The sequence below is a fragment of the Candidatus Eisenbacteria bacterium genome (assembly GCA_035577985.1).
Taxonomy (GTDB): Bacteria; Desulfobacterota; Binatia; order DP-6; family DP-6; genus DATJZY01.
The window spans coordinates 1-17,430 of sequence record DATJZY010000114.1; the positions used below are offsets into that span (position 1 = coordinate 1).

Below are 17,430 nucleotides of genomic sequence, written 5' to 3' on the forward strand. Positions count from 1 at the left end.
ATCGGGCACGCCGCACCCGCAGATGCCGGGCAGCGTCTTGTTCGGATCGGCGAGGCACAGGTCCAGGAACTCGACCGCGCCGATGTCGCAGACGGCCGCGGCGTCGCCGTTGCCGTCGGTGGGCCGCGCCTGGCCGCGCTGATCGGTCGCCGGGCAGCCGCTCGGGTTGGCCGCGTCGATGGCGGGGCTCGTGGCCGCCGGCAGGTGCGTGAGCGTCGGGCCGCCGTTGTCGGCGAGCGGGCCCAGCTGCGGATCGACGTGGCTCCGATCGTTGGCGCCGCCGAGCCCGCACGTCCCGTCGGAATCGAGGTTGAAGTCGCCCGAGGTGACCCCGAAGCAATGGTTTCCGGCCGCGCCGGTGACGATCGAGCTCGCGAGCGTCAGGCTGCCGGTCTCCCACCGGAGGGCACTCCCCATGGGTGCCGTGTTGTCGGCGAGCGTCACGTTGCGCATCGTGACCGTGCCTTCCACGTACCCGCCGCCACCGAAACCGTCGGCGGCGTTTCCGGAGAACGTCACGTTGGTCACCGTCGCCACGCCCACGAACGCCGCACCGCCGCCTGCCCCCACGGTGCGGTTCCCGGATACGGTCGAGCTCGTGACGTCCGACGTGGGTCCGAAGAGGTAGAGTCCTCCGCCGATGCCGCCCCCGATGTTGCCGTCGACGGTGGAATCGCCCACGGTCGTCGCGCCGAAAAGTGCGGCGCCCCCGCCGAACATCGTGGCCTCGTTGCGCAGAAGCCGAACCCGCGTCAGGACGGCGCTCGCGGCGGTGACGTAGACCCCGCCACCCACCCGGCCAGCGTTGTCGCTCGCCTCCACGTCGGTCAACGTGACCGCACCACCCGACGCGGCGCCGAGGCCAGCTCCGAGGCCGTCGCCCACCGTGTTGCGACGGAGCACGGTCGTCTCCACGGTCGCCTCCGTGGTCGCCATCAGGTGAAGACCTCCGCCATTTCCGGTCAGGCTCACGTTGTCGGCGAACTCGCTGCCCGACACCCGGATCGTCTGGCCCTCGAGGAAGCCGCCGCCGGTCGAGGCCGCGAAGTTCGAGCGTGCCTTGGTGTTCGTGACGGTGATGCTGCTCGGGCCCACCCCGCCCTGATAGAAGAACGCGCCCCCCGTGCCGGCCAGGTTGTCGTCGAACGTGCACCCGTCGAGCGAGAACGTCGCGGCGCTCGCCACCCCGAGCCCGCCGGCCAAGGTGGCGGCGAAGTTCGACGTGAAGACGCAATTCGTGAACGTGACGGCTCCCCCGACGTCCATCGCAAACGCGCCACCCGACTGCGCGACGCTCACGTTGCTCGTGAACGTCGTGTTCGCGACGGTGACGGGCCCTGATCCACCGACGAGGCCGCCGCCGCCGGCGCCGTCGGCGCTGTTCGCGTCGAACGCGCTGTCGGAGATCGTGAGCGCGCCGTTGCCCATCATCAGTGCGCCGGCCGAGGCGGCGTGGTTGCCCTCGAAGCGGACGCGTTCGATCGTGACGTTCCCGGCCGCGGCCTGCTCCAGGCCGCCGCCGGCCGTCGAGGCGAGGCCGTTTTGCAGGGTGAGGTCGCGCACGGTGAGGTCGCTCGCCGTCGAGTGGAGAACCCGATCGCTGTGGAGCCCGTCGATGATGGTGGCGTCCCGCCCCGCGCCGTCGATCTCGAGCGTGTCGGTGACGTTGAGGTCGCCGGTGGCCCCGGCGAGCTCGCCGGGACCGATGAGCGACAAGACGAACAGCCCCGCCGGCAGCGTGACGACGTCTGCGCCGGCGTGGGCGTTCGCCTCCTGCACCGCGGCGCGCAGCGTGCACGCCCCGCTCGCCGCCGCGCACGCCCCGTTGCCGATGGCGACGTCCACCGCGTCGACCGTGCTGTTCACGACGTAGGTGTCCGCGCGGACGCTGGCAGCGCCGAACCCGATCGCCGCAGCCACGGCGATGCCGACGATGGTCCTCATGCGGTCACCCCCGACGGACACCTACCCCGGTCCGTCGGCGACACCCTACTGGCAAACCCGGGCGTCCTGCCAGCCGTCGGCCCTGATGGCGCCCTAGCTAGGCGGTGGCTTTCCTCCGGCGTTCGCGCTCCCGCAGCTCGACGCGCCGGATCTTGCCCGAGACGGTCTTCGGCAGGCTGTCCACGAACTCGATCTCGCGCGGGTACTTGTAGGGCGCGGTCACCTTCTTCACGTGGTCCTGCAGCTCGCGGGCGAGCGCGTCGCCGGGCGTCTGCCCGGGCCGCAGGACGACGAATGCCTTGACGATCTCGCCCCGGTCGGGATCGGGGCTCGCGACGGCGGCGGACTCCAGGACGGCGGCGTGCTCGAGGAGCGCGCTCTCCACCTCGAACGGCCCGATGCGATAGCCGGCGGAGATGATGACGTCGTCGGCGCGGCCGACGAACCAGAGGTAGCCGTCCTCGTCGCGACGCGCCCGGTCGCCGGTGAGATACCAATCGCCGCGCCGGCACGCGGCCGTCTCCTCGGGATTCTTCCAGTACTCGCGAAAGAGCGACGGCGGCGTGCCGCGCAGCCCGAGATCGCCGACCTCGCCCGCCGCCACCTCGGCGCCGTCGTCGCCGATCACCCGCAGGTCGTGTCCGGGAAACGGCTTCCCCATCGAGCCCGGACGGATCGGGAGGAACGGCAGGTTCGCCGCCAGCACGCAGCTCTCGGTCTGCCCGTAGCCGTCGTGGACGAGCAGGCCGAAACGCTCGTGCCAGGTATGGATGACCTCGGGATTCAGCGGCTCGCCGGCGCCGACGCAATGGCGCAGGCGCGGGAGCCGCCACCTGGAGAGGTCCTGCTTCACCAGCAGCCGGTACTCAGTCGGCGGCGCGCAGAAGACCGAGACCTCGTAGCGCTCGAGGAGTCCCATCTCGCGCTCGGGATCGAAGCGCCCGTCGAACATGAGCACGGGGACACCGTTCATCCACGGCCCGTAGAGCACGCCCCACGCGGCCTTGGCCCAGCCCGTGTCGGACGTCGTCCAGTGCAGATCCGTGCGCCGCAGGTCGAGCCAGTACTCGCCGGTCCAGCGGTGCGCGAACGTGTAGCCGTGCGCGTGGAGGACGGCTTTCGGCTCCTTGGTCGTCCCCGAGGTGTAGAAGCAGATCGCCGGCTCGTCGGAGCGCGTGCGCGCCGGCGTGCCGGTCGCCCGTGCCCGCGCGAGCGTCGCGTCGAGGTCGTGCCAGCCGGCGGGCGCGCCGCCGAGCGCGAGTCGTACGGGAAGGGTCGCGCGGTCGGGCACGGCGGCATCGACCTCGGCGGCCTGCGCCGCCGTCGTGACGACGGCGCGGGCGCCGCTGTGGCCGACCCGATACGCGATGTCCTTCGCCCGCAGCGACGCCGTGCACGGGATCACGATCGCTCCGAGCTTGAGGGTTCCGATGATCGCCGCCTGCCACGCCGGGACGCGCGGCAGCATGACGAGGACCGCGTCGCCGCGGCGCACGCCGAGGCCGGCGAGCGCGTTCATCACGCGGTTCGACGCCTTGGCGACGTCCCAGAAGGTGTGGCGTTCGCTGCGTCCGGCCTCGTTCTCCCAGTAGAGGGCGATACGGCTTCGATCGGTCGCCCACGCGTCGACGAGCGCACCGAAGTTGAACTCGGCCGGAACGTCCCATCGGAAGTGCGCCACGAGGTCGTCGTATCGTCGCCCCGGTGTGATCATCGCCCCCGCCCCCGCCGTGCCGATGCCTGGATGTACTTCCGCGATACCGGCGAAAGGTCGTCCTGCGCAACCACCGCTTCGATGACGACGAAACCTTTTTCCTTCGCCGCCCGCTCGAAGGCGCGCCGCAGCTCGCCGACGTGCCGCACGCGGACGCCGAGGCCGCCCCAGGCGCGCGCAAGGTCGGCGTACGGCCAGCTCGGCACCGCGAGCAGCTCGGGACGCTCGACGACCGGGCGGAAGATCTGCCAGCCGCCGTTGTTGACGACGACGACGATCGGCCGCAGGCCGTAGCGCGGCGCCTGCGCGATCTCGGGACCCGTCATCTGGAACGCCCCGTCGCCCGACAGCACGATCGGTCGCGTGCCGGTGCCGAGCTCCGCGCCAAGCGCGCCCGGGACACCGAAGCCCATCGAGGCGTAGAACCCTTGCGCGAGATAGCCGCCGCCGCGGTCGACCTTCACGTCGAGCCCGGCGAACAGCATGTCGCCCGATTCCGCGACGACCGTGTAGCCGCGGCGACCGGCGAGGAAGCGATTCAGCTCGCACAGAAGATCGGCGACGCGCAGCGATGCGTCGAGCGGCCGGGTCTCGGTCGGCAGGTTGTTCACGTAGCGCACGCGCTCGCGGTGCCGGTGCAGGCGGACGCGGAGCAGGCCGCGTACGAAGTCCCGGATGTGCACGTCGCGGTAGCTGTGGAAGCTCACGTCGACGCGGCCGTCGACGGCGGCGATCGCGCGCTCGGCGCCGATCGGATCGCCGACGCCCTGATCCATGTCCGTCCGCATCCCGCCCAGGTTGAGGATGAGATCGGCGCGCGCGACGCGCCGGACGATCGGCGCCGGCGAGATCGCGCCCATGTGGACGCCCAGGTAGAGCGGGTGGTCCATCGGGAAGGCGCCTTTGGACAGCACCGTCGTCACGACCGGCGCGCCGATCTTCTCGGCGAGCAGACGGACGTCACGGCCGAGCTTGTAGCGGTAGGCCTCGATGCCGACGCTCACGATCGGACGGCGCGCGGCGTCCAGGCGCTCGGCGGCGTCGCGCACCGCCTCGGCGAGGTTCGCCTCGTCGGAGCGCGCGAACGCCAGCGTCCCGTCCCACGCCCGCAGAGCGCGCGGCACCACGACGCGCCGGTCGACCATGTCGCGATGGATCTCGAGGTAGCCCGGCCGCTGCTCGCGCCAGACGGTCCGCACGACCTCGTCGACCTGCTCGGCGGCGGTGCGGGGATCGTCCAGGAGATGCGCCGCGCACGTCACCTCGCGATAGATGCGGAGCTGCGACTCGACCTCCTTCGCCTGATGATGGATCAACGTGCCGAGCTTGCGTTCGCCGGCGCCCGGCCCGCCGCTGACGACCAGCACGGGCACGCGCTCGGCGAACGAGCCGGCGACCGGATTCACCATGTTGTGGCCGCCGGCGCCGTAGGTGACGCACGCGACGCCGATCCGGCCGGTCGCGCGCGCGTAGCCGTCGGCCGCGAACCCGACGCCCGGCTCGTGCGAGAGCGTGACCACGCGCATACCGCGGCGCTCGGCCAGCCGGAAGAAGAGCCGCAGCACGAGATCGCCCGGGATACCGAACAGGTGCGTGACGCCGATCTTCTGGAGGTAGGCGACCAGGAAGTCGCCCAAGGGCATCGTCGCTCGCACGGGGCTATGCGACGATCATGCGAAGAACGCCACCACGTCCCCGGCGGCGATCGTGACCGTGCGCGCCTGGTTGCCGCGGAAGATCCGCACGGCCACCGGCTCGCCGGGCTGCCGCGTCCACATGTACCGGTAGAGCGTCGCCCGATCGGCCACGTCGCGATCGTCGACTCCGAGGATGACGTCGCCGGCCTTGAGCCCCGCCAGGTCGCCCGGTCCGCCCGGCAGCACGCCCGCGACGACGACGTGGTCGTTCATCGCGTAGCAGAAGACGCCGAGCCAGGCGCGCGTCCCCATGCCGGGGGCGCCGGCCGCGAGGAACGCGTCCTTCGCATCGAGGTAGTACTCCGACGGGATCGCGAGCGAGAACTTGCCGATCTCGTTCAGGTTGAGCGACACGACGCCGAGGACGTGCCCGAGCGAGTTCAGGAGCGGGCCGCCGCCCAGCCCCGGGTTCATGGCCGTGGTCATGATCCCGCGGTCGATCACGTACTCCCAGTTGGCGTCGAAGGGCCCGATGTAGCTGATGTTGCCCGTCGACAGGCGCGCCTGCCCCCCACCGATGCTCGCCAGGATGAAGATGTCGTCCCCCACGTGCGCCTCGGTCGAGCGGCGCATCGGGAGCGCGGGCAGACCCGTCTCGCCGATGCGGACGAGCCCCAGCCCCGAGCGGAAGTCGTGCTTCACGACCGTGCCCGCGTACTCCTGCTGGTCGAGGAGCGTGACGGTGATCTCACTCGCGCCGAGCACGACGTAGTTGACGGTGAGGATGAGACCGTTCGTGTCGATGACCGTGCCCGATCCCATGCGCTCGGTGCCGAGGATGCGCGCCGACGGATGGTCGGCGGGAATCTGCGACTTGATGTGCACGGTCGCGGGGAGAACCCGCCCGAGGAGGTGCACGCTCGCGTTCACGGCGCGCACGCTAGTCGCTGCCCCGACGGGACGCAAGGGCGCGCAGCGTGTACAAAGGCTCGCATGCGATCGGGATGGCTCGGGACCGTGCTCGTCTTCGCGCTCGGCGTCGTCGCGGCGGCGGGACTCGGCGAGGTCGCGCTGCGCGCGTTCGGTCTCGGCGATCCCGTGCTGTACGACAATCGTCTCGCGTACGGCTATCGGCCGCTCCCCGACCAGACGCGACGGCGGATCGGCGGCGCGCGCGTCCACGTGAACGCGCTCGGCGTGCGCGGACCCGACGTCGCGGCCACGCGCCCGCCCGGCGTCGTGCGCCTGCTCTTTCTCGGCGACTCGGTCACCTGGGGCGGCAGCTACGTCGACGACGACGCGCTCTTCGCCGCGGTGGCGGCACGTGCGCTCGCGTCCCGAGGAGTCCGCGTCGAGTGGCTCGACGCCGGCGTGAACGGCTGGGGCCCGCAGAACATCCTCGGCCTCGTCGGCGAGAGCGGCGGCTTCGACAGCTCGGTGTGGATCGTGACCGCGCTCGAGGACGACTTCCGTCGCGAGAAGACGCACGTCGGCGAGGTGCCCTACATGAACCACAGCCCCCGCACCGCCTGGGAGGAGCTGCTCGTGCTCGGGTCCTACAAGGTCGTGACGGCCTACAAGACGGCGAAGCCGGCCGCCGACCTCGAGCGCCTGGCCGACGAGAACCTCGCCACGTACCGCGCGATCGCGGAAGCGGGACGTGCGCGCGGCGTGCGGGTGCTGCTCGTGTGGCATCCGACGATCGAGGCGGTCGCCGGCGCGGCCGAGCCGGCACGGGCCCGCTACCTCGGCCTCGCGCCCCAAGTCGGGGCGGCGGCGCTCGACCTCACCCCGATCTACCGCGCCGAGGGCAAGGACCTGTACGTCGACGGGCTTCATCTGTCTGCCGAGGGCCACCGGGTCGCGGGCGACGCCATCGGCGCGGCGATCGCACCCCTGCTGGCGGCGCCGAACGGCTGACACCTCATGCCAGCGTCCGGCATCTCGTCGTCGATGCAGAACCCGCCGACCACGGCACGGGTCGCGCTCGCGGTCGTGTTCTTCGCCAACGGCGCGGGACTCGCGAGCTGGGTGCCGCACATTCCCATGGTGCAGATGAAGCTCGCTCTCGCGCCGGGCGTCCTCGGGCTCGCGCTCCTGTCGATGGCGGCGGGCGCGCTCGTCGGCATTCCACTCTCCGGATGGGTGACGGGGCGCGCCGGCAGCCGGACCGTCGTGCGGGCGAGTGCGGCCCTCTTCTTCGGCGCGCTGCTGCTGCCGGTGCTCGCGCCGACGCTGCCCGCGCTGGTGGCGGCGCTCTTCCTGGTCGGCGCGGGCAACGGTGCGCTCGACGTCTCGATGAACGCGCATGCGGTGGCGGTCGAGGCGCGCTGGCCACGCCCGATCATGTCGTCGCTCCACGCCATGTGGAGCGTGGGCGGGCTCGCGGGCGCCGGTCTCGCTGCGCTCGCGCTGCGCGCGGGCACGTCGTCCGTCGCGCACGTCGCCGGCGCGACGCTCTGCTTCGGTCTCGCGACGGCGATCGCGTCGCTCGCGCTCATGCCGCCCGCGGCCGACGTCCGCGATGAGGGGCGGCGCTTCGCACTGCCGTCCGGCGCGCTCGTCGGCCTGGGCGCCATCGCGTTCCTGGCGCTCCTCTCCGAGGGCGCGATGGGCGACTGGAGCGCGATCTACCTGCAGCGGTCGCTCGGCACGAGCGCGGCGACGGCTGCGCTCGGCTTCGCCGCGTTCTCGCTCGCCATGGCGGCGGGACGCTTCCTCGGCGACGCGCTCGTCGCGCGCCTCGGCGACACGCGGCTCGTCCGCCTGTGCACGGCCGCGGCCGCGCTCGGGTTCGGCGGCGCGCTCCTGCTCGGGCGCCCGGGCGCCGCGATCGCTGGCTTCGCAGCGGTCGGGTTCGGCATCGCGAACCTGATTCCCATCGTCTTCCGTGCGGCGGGACGCCTCCCCGGCGTGGCGCCGAGCGAGGGGATCGCCGCCGTCGGCACTGCCGGCTACGTGGGGCTTCTCGCCGGCCCACCGCTCATCGGCCTCGTCGCCGACGCCGTGACGTTGCCCGGCGCGCTCGCGGTGGTCGTCGGCGCGCTCGGCTGGATCGCGTTCGCCGCCGGACGCGTGCGCGCCTAGCTCCGAGGAGTTCCGCCACGCCGTGAACAACGGCGTACGGCTCGCCGTCCCATCAACAAAAGGAGCAAGGAGCATGGCGACACTGGACGTCGAAACGCGACGCAACCTGCCGAGCATCCTCGCGGTGACGTCGTTCGTGGTGGGCGTCACCGCGACCTTGCCGGCTCTCGGACGTCAGACGCACGACGACGGCGGAATCGGTGCGGGTGCGTTCTTCGGAACACCCTCCGCCCTGCACGCGCTCGACCTCACCGCGGATCAACGCCACTCGGTCCAGAGCGTCCTGCGAACGCACACGCGCGCGCTGCATCAGCTCGCCGCCGACGACAAGGCGGCGAAGCGCGCCATCGAGGACAGACTCCTCGGCCCAGGCGACCTGAGCGAGCAGGACCTCGATCCCCTGGTTCAGCAGGAGCTGGAGATCCGCAGCGAGCTCGTCCGCGCGCGCGTCACGACCGCGCTCGACGTGCGCAAGGAGCTCACCCCCGAGCAGGTCGAGCAGGTGGCGTCCCTCCGGGACGGCTTCCGCGTCCCCACCAAGCGCGTACGCACGAATCCGATGGCCCCGGGCTAGCGCGATGCCCGCGGCAGCACCTCGCGCGCGAACAGCTCGATCGAGCGCAGGAGCTCTGCGTGCGGCACGAGGCCGTTGTAGGTCCATGCGAAGAGCCAGCGCACGGGGAGCCGCGCTCGCAGGCGCTCGAGCTGGCGCGCGACCGTATCGGCCGAGCCGACCAGGGCCAGGCTCTCGGCGAAGAGGTCCGGCGTCTCGCCCGTGTCCGGGTGCGCGAGCCCGCGCGAGAAGCCGAACGGCGCGAACCAGGCCCCGCCGCAGTACGCGCCGCTGTCGTTCCAGAGCGCCATCGCCTCGTCGTCGGTGCGCGCGACGACGACGTCGCGGAGCACGCCGACGCCGTCGCCCAGCGGGCGGCCGGAGACGTCGGCATAGAGGCGCACGAGGCGTTCCTCGAGCACCGGGTGGAGCGGCGGCAGGATCGCGGTCACGCCTTCTTCGGCGCACCACCGGATGCTGCGGTCGGAGGACGCGAACGGCTGGAAGAGCGGCGGGTGCGGGATCTGGAGCGGCTTCGGCACCACGCCGACCGCGCGCACGATTCCGTCCTCGACGCCGGCGCCGAAGCGGCGCGTGTACTCGATGTCCCACGGCGTCGGTCCGGGCGGGACGCGCCAGTAGCGTCCGTCGTGCGTGAGGAGATCCTCCGTCCACGCCTTTTTGATGATGCGGAACGATTCCTCGAAGGCGGCGCGGTTCGCCTCGTCGATCGCGTCGTGCTCGTGCGGGCGGGCGCCGTGGATGCCGTGGAGCTGCTGCGCCATGACGTCGACCCAGCGCCGCTGGTAGCCGCGTGCGAAGCCGGCGTTGGCGCGCCCACCGCTCATGTGGTCGAGCATCGCGATGTCCTCGGCGACGCGGATCGGGTTCTGCGCCGGCAGCACGATGCCGAGCTGGCCCACCCGGATGCGGCGCGTCTGCATGGCGACGAAGAGGTCGAGCAGGATCGGGTTGTTCGAGATCTCGAACCCCTCGACGTGGAAGTGGTGCTCGGTGAAGCTGATCGAGTCGTAGCCGAGGTCGTCCGCGAGACGCGCCTGCTCGCCGAGCTCGCGCAGCATGCGGCCGTAGAGATCGCGTCGCAGCCCCGCCATCCCGCGCTCCATCTCGGCGCGGCTGCCGATGGTGGGCAGATAGAAGAGGGAGACCTTCACGGACCCCTCCTAGCACCGTGCGTTGCGGGCGCGCATCCCCGCGACGGCTGTTTGACACTCGCCGCCCCGACCGGACCCTGGAAGGCGGGGGCGAGGAGGAACCATGAAGAGTTGGGGAGTGGCGTTGGTGCTCGGTATCGGGCTCTCCGCCGGGTCGGCGCTCGCGACCGATCCGAGCTGCCTGCGCGACGCGCGCACGACGTTCGGGGCCTGCGTCGCGCAGTGTCGTGACGACTTCAAGACGACGAAGTTCGCGTGCCGCGGCGTCGATCCCGCGTGCGGCAAGGCGTGCCTTGCGGGTCGTCAGGCCTGCATCGACACGATCGAGGACGTGCTCACGACCGGCAAGCTCCCGAGCGGCGGAACCCTCGCCGGGTGCGACGGCGGCACGACCGCATGCCGTACGACGCTCGATCAGGCGAAGCAGACCTGCGGCGCCCCGTGCAACGGGGACGCGACCTGCGACGTCTGCGTCGACGCGGCACAGGTGACGGCGTTCGTCTGTCGCGACACGTGCCGCGAAGCGTTCCGCGCCGACACCGAGGTGAAGGCCGCGCTCGACGCCTGCCGCTCGACCTTCAAGAGCTGCATCGCGGCCTGCCCGCAATCATAGGTCGCCGCGCGGCCCGGCGATCGGGCCGCTGGTGGGCGAATCCGGCACTGGCCGTCCACCGGCGCACGGTGCTCGACGGTGTACGCGCCGACGGCTATTCGAGCGGTGTGTCGCGTCGTCGTCGCTCGGTGTTGGCCTGCGTGCTGGCGCTCGTCCTCGCGAGCGGATCGGCACACGCCGGCTCCGGGCACGACGCCACCGTGCACCATCCCTTCGACGACCCGGTCTACTGGTCGAAGGTGTTCGACGACCCCGCTCGCGCCGCGTGGCAGAAGCCCGAGGAGCTGGTCGCCGCGCTGGGGCTGCGTGCGGGGCAGCGGGTCGCCGATCTCGGCGCCGGCACCGGATACTTCAGCCGCCTTCTCTCGAGCGCGGTCGGAACGACGGGCACGGTGTTCGCGGTCGAGCTCGAGCCGAACCTCGTCGCCCATCTGCGTGCCCGCGCGGAGCGCGAGGGCACGGCGAACGTCGTCCCGATCCTCGCCTCACCCGACAACCCGCGCCTGCCCGCGGGGCTCGTCGACGTCGTGCTGATCGTCGACACGTATCACCACATCGACGACCGCATCACGTACCTGCGCAATCTCCGGCGCGCGCTTCGTCCCGGGGGTCGCATCGCGGTCGTCGACTGGCAGAAGCGACCGCTGCCCGTGGGTCCGGAGATGGCCCACAAGCTCGCGCGCGAGATGGTGGTGCAGGAGGTGGAGGAGGCCGGCTACCGCCTCGTCGACGAGCCGACCTTCCTGCCCTACCAGTACTTCCTGATCTTCCAGCCGCGATGACCGGCCGGCTCTTTGCGAGCAAGGCCGTGCCGATCTAGGCGGGATCGAAGACGTTCGTGTCGCCGTCGCGCCGCACCGTGCCGGGACCGCCGATGGCCTCGCGCGCGACGAGCGCGTCCAGGACGGTGCGATCGCCGGGTGTGTTGGCGAGAAACCGGCGGCCGTCCTCCGTCCGCCCCACGACGATGCCGCGCACGGGCGCGCCGTCGCGGTCGTGGAGCACCGTGTACGTCTCGATCGTCGCCCGGCCGCTCGCCGCTTCCACCAGCGCGGGAGCGGGCTCGGCATCGACCGCCCGTTGCACCGCGGCACCGTCGGTCGGCGCGAACGGACGCGGCGGCGGCGCCGTCCCGTAGATGCCGAGCGCGTGCTTGGTGAGGTACCAGCCGAGCGCGGTCACGAGCCCTTTCGTTCCCGGCGCGGCACGCAGGCGATCCATCATCGTCGCGATGGCGTGCATCGAGTAGTTGTTTCCGGGACCGCCGAAGTAGGCGAGACCGCCCGTCACGGTGAGCGGACGCGGGTCGTCCTCGGGAATGCCGAGCATGTCGCGCCCGATCTGCACCGCGCTCGGAAAGCAGCTGTAGAGATCGAAGTGATCGATCGCCCCGACGTCGGTCCCGGCCTGCGCGAGCGCCGCTTCTCCGACCGCACGGATCGCGGGCGAGCTCGCGTAGTCGACGCGCTCGGAGACGAACCAATGGTCGTGGGCGTCGGCCGCGCCCCACAGGTACACCCAGCGCGACGGGTGGATGCCGAGCGCGCGTGCGCGGCCGGCCGACGTCATGATCACGGCGGCGGCCTGGTCGACGTCGAGGATGGCGTTCATGAGCTTCGGATACGGATAGCCGATCATCCGGTTGTCGGCGGTGACGGTCGCGATCTCCTCCGGGGTGCGGCGCTCGCGGAACCAGGCGTGGGGGTTCTCGGCTGCCACCGCGGCGAAGCGACTGCAGAGCGCGCCCAGGCGGCGCGCGTGCTCCTCGAGCGACCAGCCCCGCCGCGCGCGGATCGCGTTCTCGAAGAGCGGATAGATCACGGTCGGGATCACGAGGCCGTGGGCGGTCTCGTACGGGCTCGTGCCGTCGCGGTCCTCGCCCACGACGGCCGGCGTGCCGTCACCGCCGCCCCACGCGAGCCGCACGTGCTGGCGGCGCGCGCGCACGACCGAGCGCACGGTCTCGGCGCCGGCGAGGAGCACCACGCCAGCCTTCCCCGCCGCGATCCTCGCCGCCGCCCCGTTGACGAGCCACTGCGGCGTGTTGCCGCCGATGGTCGTGTAGAGCTCCTCGCGCGGCCGGATGCCGAGTCGCTCCGCGAGCAGGCGCGGCGCGTTGCCGTACGGGAAGCTGAAGACGTTCACGACCGCGAGCGAGTCGACGGCGGCGAGCAGGCGGTCGCCTGCGCCGGCATCCTCGGCCGCGAGACGCGCCGTGGCGGCCATCATCGCGACCGGCTCGAGCGCCCGGTCGGGCTCGACGTCGCGCTGGGTCAGCTGGCCCGCCCCGACCAGGATCGGGGCGCGGTCGTCACTCACCCTGCTTCACGGCCTCGATGTCGATCGTGATCTCGATCTCCTCGCCGACCATGAGGCCGCCCCCGTCGAGCGACTTGTTCCAGGTGATGCCGAAGTCCTTGCGGTTGATCTTCGTCGTGGCGTGGGCCCCGGCCTTCGTGTTGCCCATCGGATCCTTGATGACGGCGGTCGGACCCTCGACCTCGAGCACGACCGGCTTGGTCACGCCGTGGAGCGTGAGGTCGCCCGTGACCTTCGCCTTGCCCTCGCCGGCCTTTTCGATCTTGGTCGACTTGAAGGTGATCGCCGGAAACTTCGCGACGTCGAGGAAGTCCGGGGTCTTCAGGTGCCCGTCGCGCTTCTCGTTGCGCGTGTCGATGCTCGACGCGTCGATCACCGCCTCGATCGTGGCGCCGGCGGGATTGGCGGGGTCGCCGGTCGCCTTGGCGAGGAACTTCGAGAACTCGCCGCGCACGGTGCTGATCATCAGGTGACGAATCGCGAACTGCACCGAGGAGTGGGCCGGGTCGGCTTCCCAGGTCGCCGCGCCGGCGGGGGCCGCGAGCAGCAGGGCGACTACGAGCAGTCGAGTGCGACGAAGCATCATCGGGTCTCCTCCTTGGATGGGGTGGTCCGGACCGAGGCTCTACCCGAGCCGCTCCGCAGTGGGAAGCCCGCGGCGGCAGCTTGCCGAGCGAAGCCCTTCCATGCCACGAGCGCGGTGCCGTGGACACGTCCCCCGCCGACGCCCTGACGCGCCGCCTCGCAGCCCGTGACGCCGTGATGCCCGAGATGGTGGCGCGACTCGGATGGCCGGCGGATCGGATCCGGGCGGAGCGCGAGCAGGCGCTGCGACGTCTCCTCACGGTGGCGACCGAGCGTTCGCCGTGGCATCGCGAGCGCCTGCGCGGGCTCGATCCCGCACGCGCCGGCGAAAGCGACCTCGCCTCGATTCCGTCGATGACGAAGACGGATCTCATGGAGCACTTCGACGCGATCGTCACCGATCGGGCGCTCCGCCTCGCCGACGTGAACGACTGGATCGAACGCCTTCCGGACACCCCGCTCCTCGGCCGCTACCACGGGTTCGCCTCGGGTGGCTCGAGCGGCCTGCGCGGCGTGTTCGTCTACGACGAAGCGGCGGCGATCACGTTCAACTGCATGGTCGGCCGCTGGTTCATGCGCCTCGGCCTCCCGCCCTTCCCGCCGTCGGCCGACGCCGGACCGATCGTGAACCTGTGGGCCGATCGTGGCGCACACGTCTCGTTCCTGATGGTTCGCCTGTTCATGCCGCCCGCGCCGTTGCCGCTCGTGTCGATCCCCGCCACGACGCCGTTGCCGGCCATGGTCGAACGGCTGAACGCGCTGCGCCCGTGGCGCATCGGCTCGTACGCTTCGATTCTGGCGCTGCTCGCCACCGAGGCGCGTGCCGGACGGCTCCGCATCGCACCGCAGGTCGTGATGAGCTGCGGCGAGCCGCTCCTCCCCGAGGCGCGCGCGGAGGTCGAAGCCGCGTTCGGCGTCCCGGTCCTCGACTACTGGGGCATGTCCGAGGGCATGTACGCCATGCCCTGCGGGCAGGGGGCGATCATGCACCTCCCGGACGATCTCTGCATCGTCGAGCCGGTCGACGAGGCCGGACTACCCGTGGCGGCGGGTACGCCGGCGGCGAAGATCCTCCTCACGAACCTCTTCAACCCCGTGCAGCCACTCATCCGCTACGAGGTGACCGATCGCGTCGTCCTCCGCCCCGACCCGTGTCCATGCGGCGCCGAGCACCGCGCCGTCGAGAGCGTGCACGGTCGCGCGGACGACGTCTTCACGTATGCCGGCGGCGTTCGCGTCCACCCGCTCGCGCTGCGCGCGCCGCTCGGACGCCATCGCCACATCGCCGAGTACCAGGTCCGGCAGACGGTGGACGGCGCGCACGTGCTCCTGTCCACGACGGGACCGGTCGAGCTCGAGCCACTCGGGCGGGCGATGGAGGACGGCCTCCGCCGCGCGGGGATCGCGAGTCCGCGGGTGACGCTCGAGCGCGTCGATGCGCTCGGCCGCCAGGCGTCGGGCAAGATGAAGCGCTTCGTCCCGCTGTCGTCGCCTTGACCGGCCCGGAAGCGGCTCCTACGATCCGGCGCTCCATGCAGCTCGCGCCCCTCGCGCTCGACCGCGATCCGCTCGACGTGCTCGCGTCGCTCGCGCCCGTCGGCGGCGCGTGCCTGGTCGAAGTGCCGGATCCGGCGCGGCCCGTGACGCTCCTCGGCTGCGCGCCGGTGGACGAGCTCCGGGTGACGGCGAGCGAGCCGGATGCGATCGCGGCGATCGTCCGCTTCGTCGCCTCGGCGCCGCGGGCGGAGGCCGCGCTCCCCTTTCCGCTCGGCGGGGGCGTCGTCGCGTGTCTCACCTACGAGCTCGGCGCCGCAACCGTGCCCGGCATCGCACGCCGCGATCCGGGCGTCCCGCTCGCCGTGCTGCGGCGCTACGATCCGATGCTCGTCTACGACCGCGTGCGCGGGACGTGGGCGCTCGTCGCGAGCGACGCCGGCGCGCGCGCGCCGTGGCTGGAGTGCCTCACGGCGCCCGCACCCGTCTTCGCCGGGCCGCTCGCGCGTGGCGAGCTCGCCGCCACGCTCGATCGCGAGGCGTACCGTGCGGCGGTCGAGCGCATCCACGACCACCTCCGCGCCGGCGACGTGTACCAGGTGAACCTCACGCAGCCCTTCACCGTGCCGCTGCATGGGCCGGCGTGGGCGCTCTACCAGCGCGTCGCGCGCCGGAACCCGGCGCCCTTCGGCGCGTATCTCGACCTGGGCCACGCGCAGGTCGTCGCGAACTCGCCGGAGCTGTGGCTTCGCCGGCGCGGCCGGCGCGTGGAGACGCGCCCCATCAAGGGGACCCGACCGCGCAGCGCCGATCCCGTGCGCGACGCCGCGCTCGCAAGCGAGCTCGCCCGGGATGCGAAGGAGCGGGCCGAGCACGTGATGATCGTCGACCTCGAGCGCAACGATCTGGGGCGCGTGTGCCGTGTGGGCTCGGTTGCCGTCGAGTCGCACGCGTGCGTCGAAAGCCACCCGACCGTTCATCATCTCGTCTCGGTCGTCTCCGGCGAGCTCGAGGACGGCGCCGGGCTCGGCGATCTGCTCGTCGCCGTCTTCCCGGGCGGCTCGATCACCGGCGCGCCCAAGCGGCGCGCCATGCAGATCATCGCGGAGATCGAGCCGGGGCCACGCGGCGTCTACACGGGCGCGATCGGCCTCGTCGATCCGCGCGGCGACGTCGAGCTGGGCCTCCCCATCCGCACGGGCGTCGTGCAGGACGGACGGCTCCGCTACCACGCCGGCGGCGGCATCGTCGTCGACTCGGTCGCCTCGCGCGAGCTCGACGAGTGCTGGCTCAAGACGGCGGCGATTCGCGCGGCGCTGGGCGAGGGCACGAGCGCGCTGGAGCGATGCTCGTCTGGCTGAACGGCCGCGTCGTCGCCGCCCGCGCCGCTCGCATCTCGGCCCTGGATCGCGGCCTCCTGCACGGCGACGGCGTGTACGACACCTGGCGGACCTACGGCGGCGAGCCGTTCGCCCTGGGGGCGCACCTCCGGCGGCTCGCCGCGGCGGCCCGACGCCTGGAGCTGCCCGGGCCCGGCGACGCGTCGGCCTGGCGCGTGCGAACCCGCCGCCTGCTGCGCCGAAACGGGCTCGCCAACGGCGCGGCGCGGCTCACGATCACGCGCGGCGACGCGGGCACGGCGCCGATGCCGGCGCGCTCCGCACCGCCGACGATCCTGCTCACCGTGCGTGCGCTACCGGCCGGCCTCGCCGGACAGCAGACGCGCGGCATCCGGGTCACGTTGCTGCCGTTCGCCCGCGACGCCGGCGCCGGCTGGGGCGCCGTGAAGCTCGTCGGGCATGCGAGCGCGGTCGTCGGCCGCATGCTCGCCGCGCGCCGTCGTGCAGACGAAGGCCTCTACGTGACGCCGGCCGGGCTCGTCACCGAGGGCACCACGTCGAACGTCTTCATCGTCGAGCGCGGGCGTCTCGTGACGCCTCCTGCGGACGGATCGATCCTCGAGGGCGTGACGCGCGAGCTGGTCCTGCGCCTCGCACGCCGCGCCGGGATCGCCACGCAGGAGCGACCGATCGACGTCGCCCGCCTGCGCCGCGCCGACGAGGTCTTCATCACGGCATCGACGATCGAGTTGCTCCCCGTCGTCCGCATCGATGCCCGCCGCGTCGGCAAGGGCGACCCGGGGCCGACGACCCGGGTGCTACAGGATCACTACCGCACGTGCGTCGCGTCGAGGTTCTCCCACGACTGACCCGCGACCGCCGTCGTCATGGAGACGTGGCGCGCGCCGGGGGCGAGGCAGAGCGAGCCCGCAGGGCCTTGCGCGCGCGACGGTTCTCGGTGCCGGCGTC

Annotated in this window: 15 protein-coding genes; 8 read left to right on the top strand and 7 right to left on the bottom strand. The window is 72.2% G+C overall.

All coding sequences use genetic code 11. The features are described 5' to 3' along the window. The 4 genes from VMS22_16035 to VMS22_16050 form a co-directional block, all read right to left on the bottom strand. The coding region (locus VMS22_16035; protein ID HXJ35544.1) for a choice-of-anchor Q domain-containing protein at positions 1–1,944 on the bottom strand (1,944 nt) is incomplete at its 3' end. Between the two features lie 97 nt (positions 1,945–2,041). Next, entirely contained in the window at positions 2,042–3,625 is a 1,584-nt protein-coding gene (locus tag VMS22_16040; protein HXJ35545.1) for an acyl--CoA ligase, read from the bottom strand. 29 nt (positions 3,626–3,654) lie between these two features. Next, a complete protein-coding gene (locus VMS22_16045; GenBank protein HXJ35546.1) occupies positions 3,655–5,301 on the bottom strand; it encodes a thiamine pyrophosphate-binding protein in 1,647 nt (548 codons plus the stop codon). Between the two features lie 27 nt (positions 5,302–5,328). After that, positions 5,329–6,225 (bottom strand): S1C family serine protease, encoded by an 897-nt coding sequence (locus VMS22_16050; GenBank protein ID HXJ35547.1) that lies wholly within the window; start codon positions 6,223–6,225, stop codon positions 5,329–5,331. A 63-nt stretch (positions 6,226–6,288) separates the two neighbouring features. Between VMS22_16050 and VMS22_16055 the strand changes: the two genes are divergently transcribed. The 3 genes from VMS22_16055 to VMS22_16065 all read left to right on the top strand — a co-directional run bounded on the left by VMS22_16055 (position 6,289) and on the right by VMS22_16065 (position 8,956). Continuing rightward, positions 6,289–7,215: a hypothetical protein gene (locus VMS22_16055; protein ID HXJ35548.1), complete on the top strand. Its 927-nt coding sequence runs from the start codon at positions 6,289–6,291 to the stop codon at positions 7,213–7,215. Positions 7,216–7,221: 6 nt separating this feature from the next. Further along, entirely contained in the window at positions 7,222–8,382 is a 1,161-nt protein-coding gene (locus tag VMS22_16060) for an MFS transporter (protein ID HXJ35549.1), read from the top strand. 73 nt (positions 8,383–8,455) lie between these two features. Further along, complete coding sequence (locus tag VMS22_16065) at positions 8,456–8,956, top strand: Spy/CpxP family protein refolding chaperone (protein HXJ35550.1); 501 nt, start codon at positions 8,456–8,458, stop codon at positions 8,954–8,956. Here VMS22_16065 and VMS22_16070 read toward each other — a convergent pair. Beyond that, the gene (locus tag VMS22_16070) at positions 8,953–10,110 is read right to left on the bottom strand and encodes an LLM class flavin-dependent oxidoreductase (GenBank protein HXJ35551.1); all 1,158 of its coding nucleotides are present in this window, start codon (positions 10,108–10,110) and stop codon (positions 8,953–8,955) included. The genes VMS22_16065 and VMS22_16070 overlap by 4 nt on opposite strands. Before the next feature lie 103 nt (positions 10,111–10,213). On the opposite strand from VMS22_16070, the gene VMS22_16075 reads away from it, so the two are divergent. Together VMS22_16075 and VMS22_16080 are read left to right on the top strand one after the other, a co-directional pair. Continuing rightward, a complete protein-coding gene (locus VMS22_16075) occupies positions 10,214–10,723 on the top strand; it encodes a hypothetical protein (GenBank protein ID HXJ35552.1) in 510 nt (169 codons plus the stop codon). Between the two features lie 107 nt (positions 10,724–10,830). Further along, positions 10,831–11,505, top strand: coding sequence for a class I SAM-dependent methyltransferase (locus tag VMS22_16080; protein HXJ35553.1), 675 nt, complete (start codon positions 10,831–10,833; stop codon positions 11,503–11,505). A gap of 34 nt (positions 11,506–11,539) precedes the next feature. Here the strand turns inward: VMS22_16080 and VMS22_16085 are convergent, their stop codons facing one another. Both VMS22_16085 and VMS22_16090 read right to left on the bottom strand, forming a co-directional pair. Then, positions 11,540–13,042 (bottom strand): acetyl-CoA acetyltransferase, encoded by a 1,503-nt coding sequence (locus VMS22_16085; protein ID HXJ35554.1) that lies wholly within the window; start codon positions 13,040–13,042, stop codon positions 11,540–11,542. Further along, the gene (locus VMS22_16090; GenBank protein ID HXJ35555.1) at positions 13,035–13,625 is read right to left on the bottom strand and encodes a YceI family protein; all 591 of its coding nucleotides are present in this window, start codon (positions 13,623–13,625) and stop codon (positions 13,035–13,037) included. The genes VMS22_16085 and VMS22_16090 overlap by 8 nt, the downstream gene beginning before the upstream one ends. 122 nt (positions 13,626–13,747) lie before the next feature. Between VMS22_16090 and VMS22_16095 the strand changes: the two genes are divergently transcribed. The 3 genes from VMS22_16095 to VMS22_16105 are packed head-to-tail and all read left to right on the top strand — an operon-like array spanning position 13,748 to position 17,330. After that, positions 13,748–15,124: a phenylacetate--CoA ligase family protein gene (locus tag VMS22_16095; GenBank protein ID HXJ35556.1), complete on the top strand. Its 1,377-nt coding sequence runs from the start codon at positions 13,748–13,750 to the stop codon at positions 15,122–15,124. A 35-nt stretch (positions 15,125–15,159) separates the two neighbouring features. Then, a complete protein-coding gene (gene pabB / locus VMS22_16100) occupies positions 15,160–16,482 on the top strand; it encodes an aminodeoxychorismate synthase component I (GenBank protein HXJ35557.1) in 1,323 nt (440 codons plus the stop codon). Further along, the gene (locus tag VMS22_16105) at positions 16,467–17,330 is read left to right on the top strand and encodes an aminotransferase class IV (protein ID HXJ35558.1); all 864 of its coding nucleotides are present in this window, start codon (positions 16,467–16,469) and stop codon (positions 17,328–17,330) included. The genes pabB and VMS22_16105 overlap by 16 nt, the downstream gene beginning before the upstream one ends. Positions 17,331–17,430 lie beyond the last annotated feature (100 nt).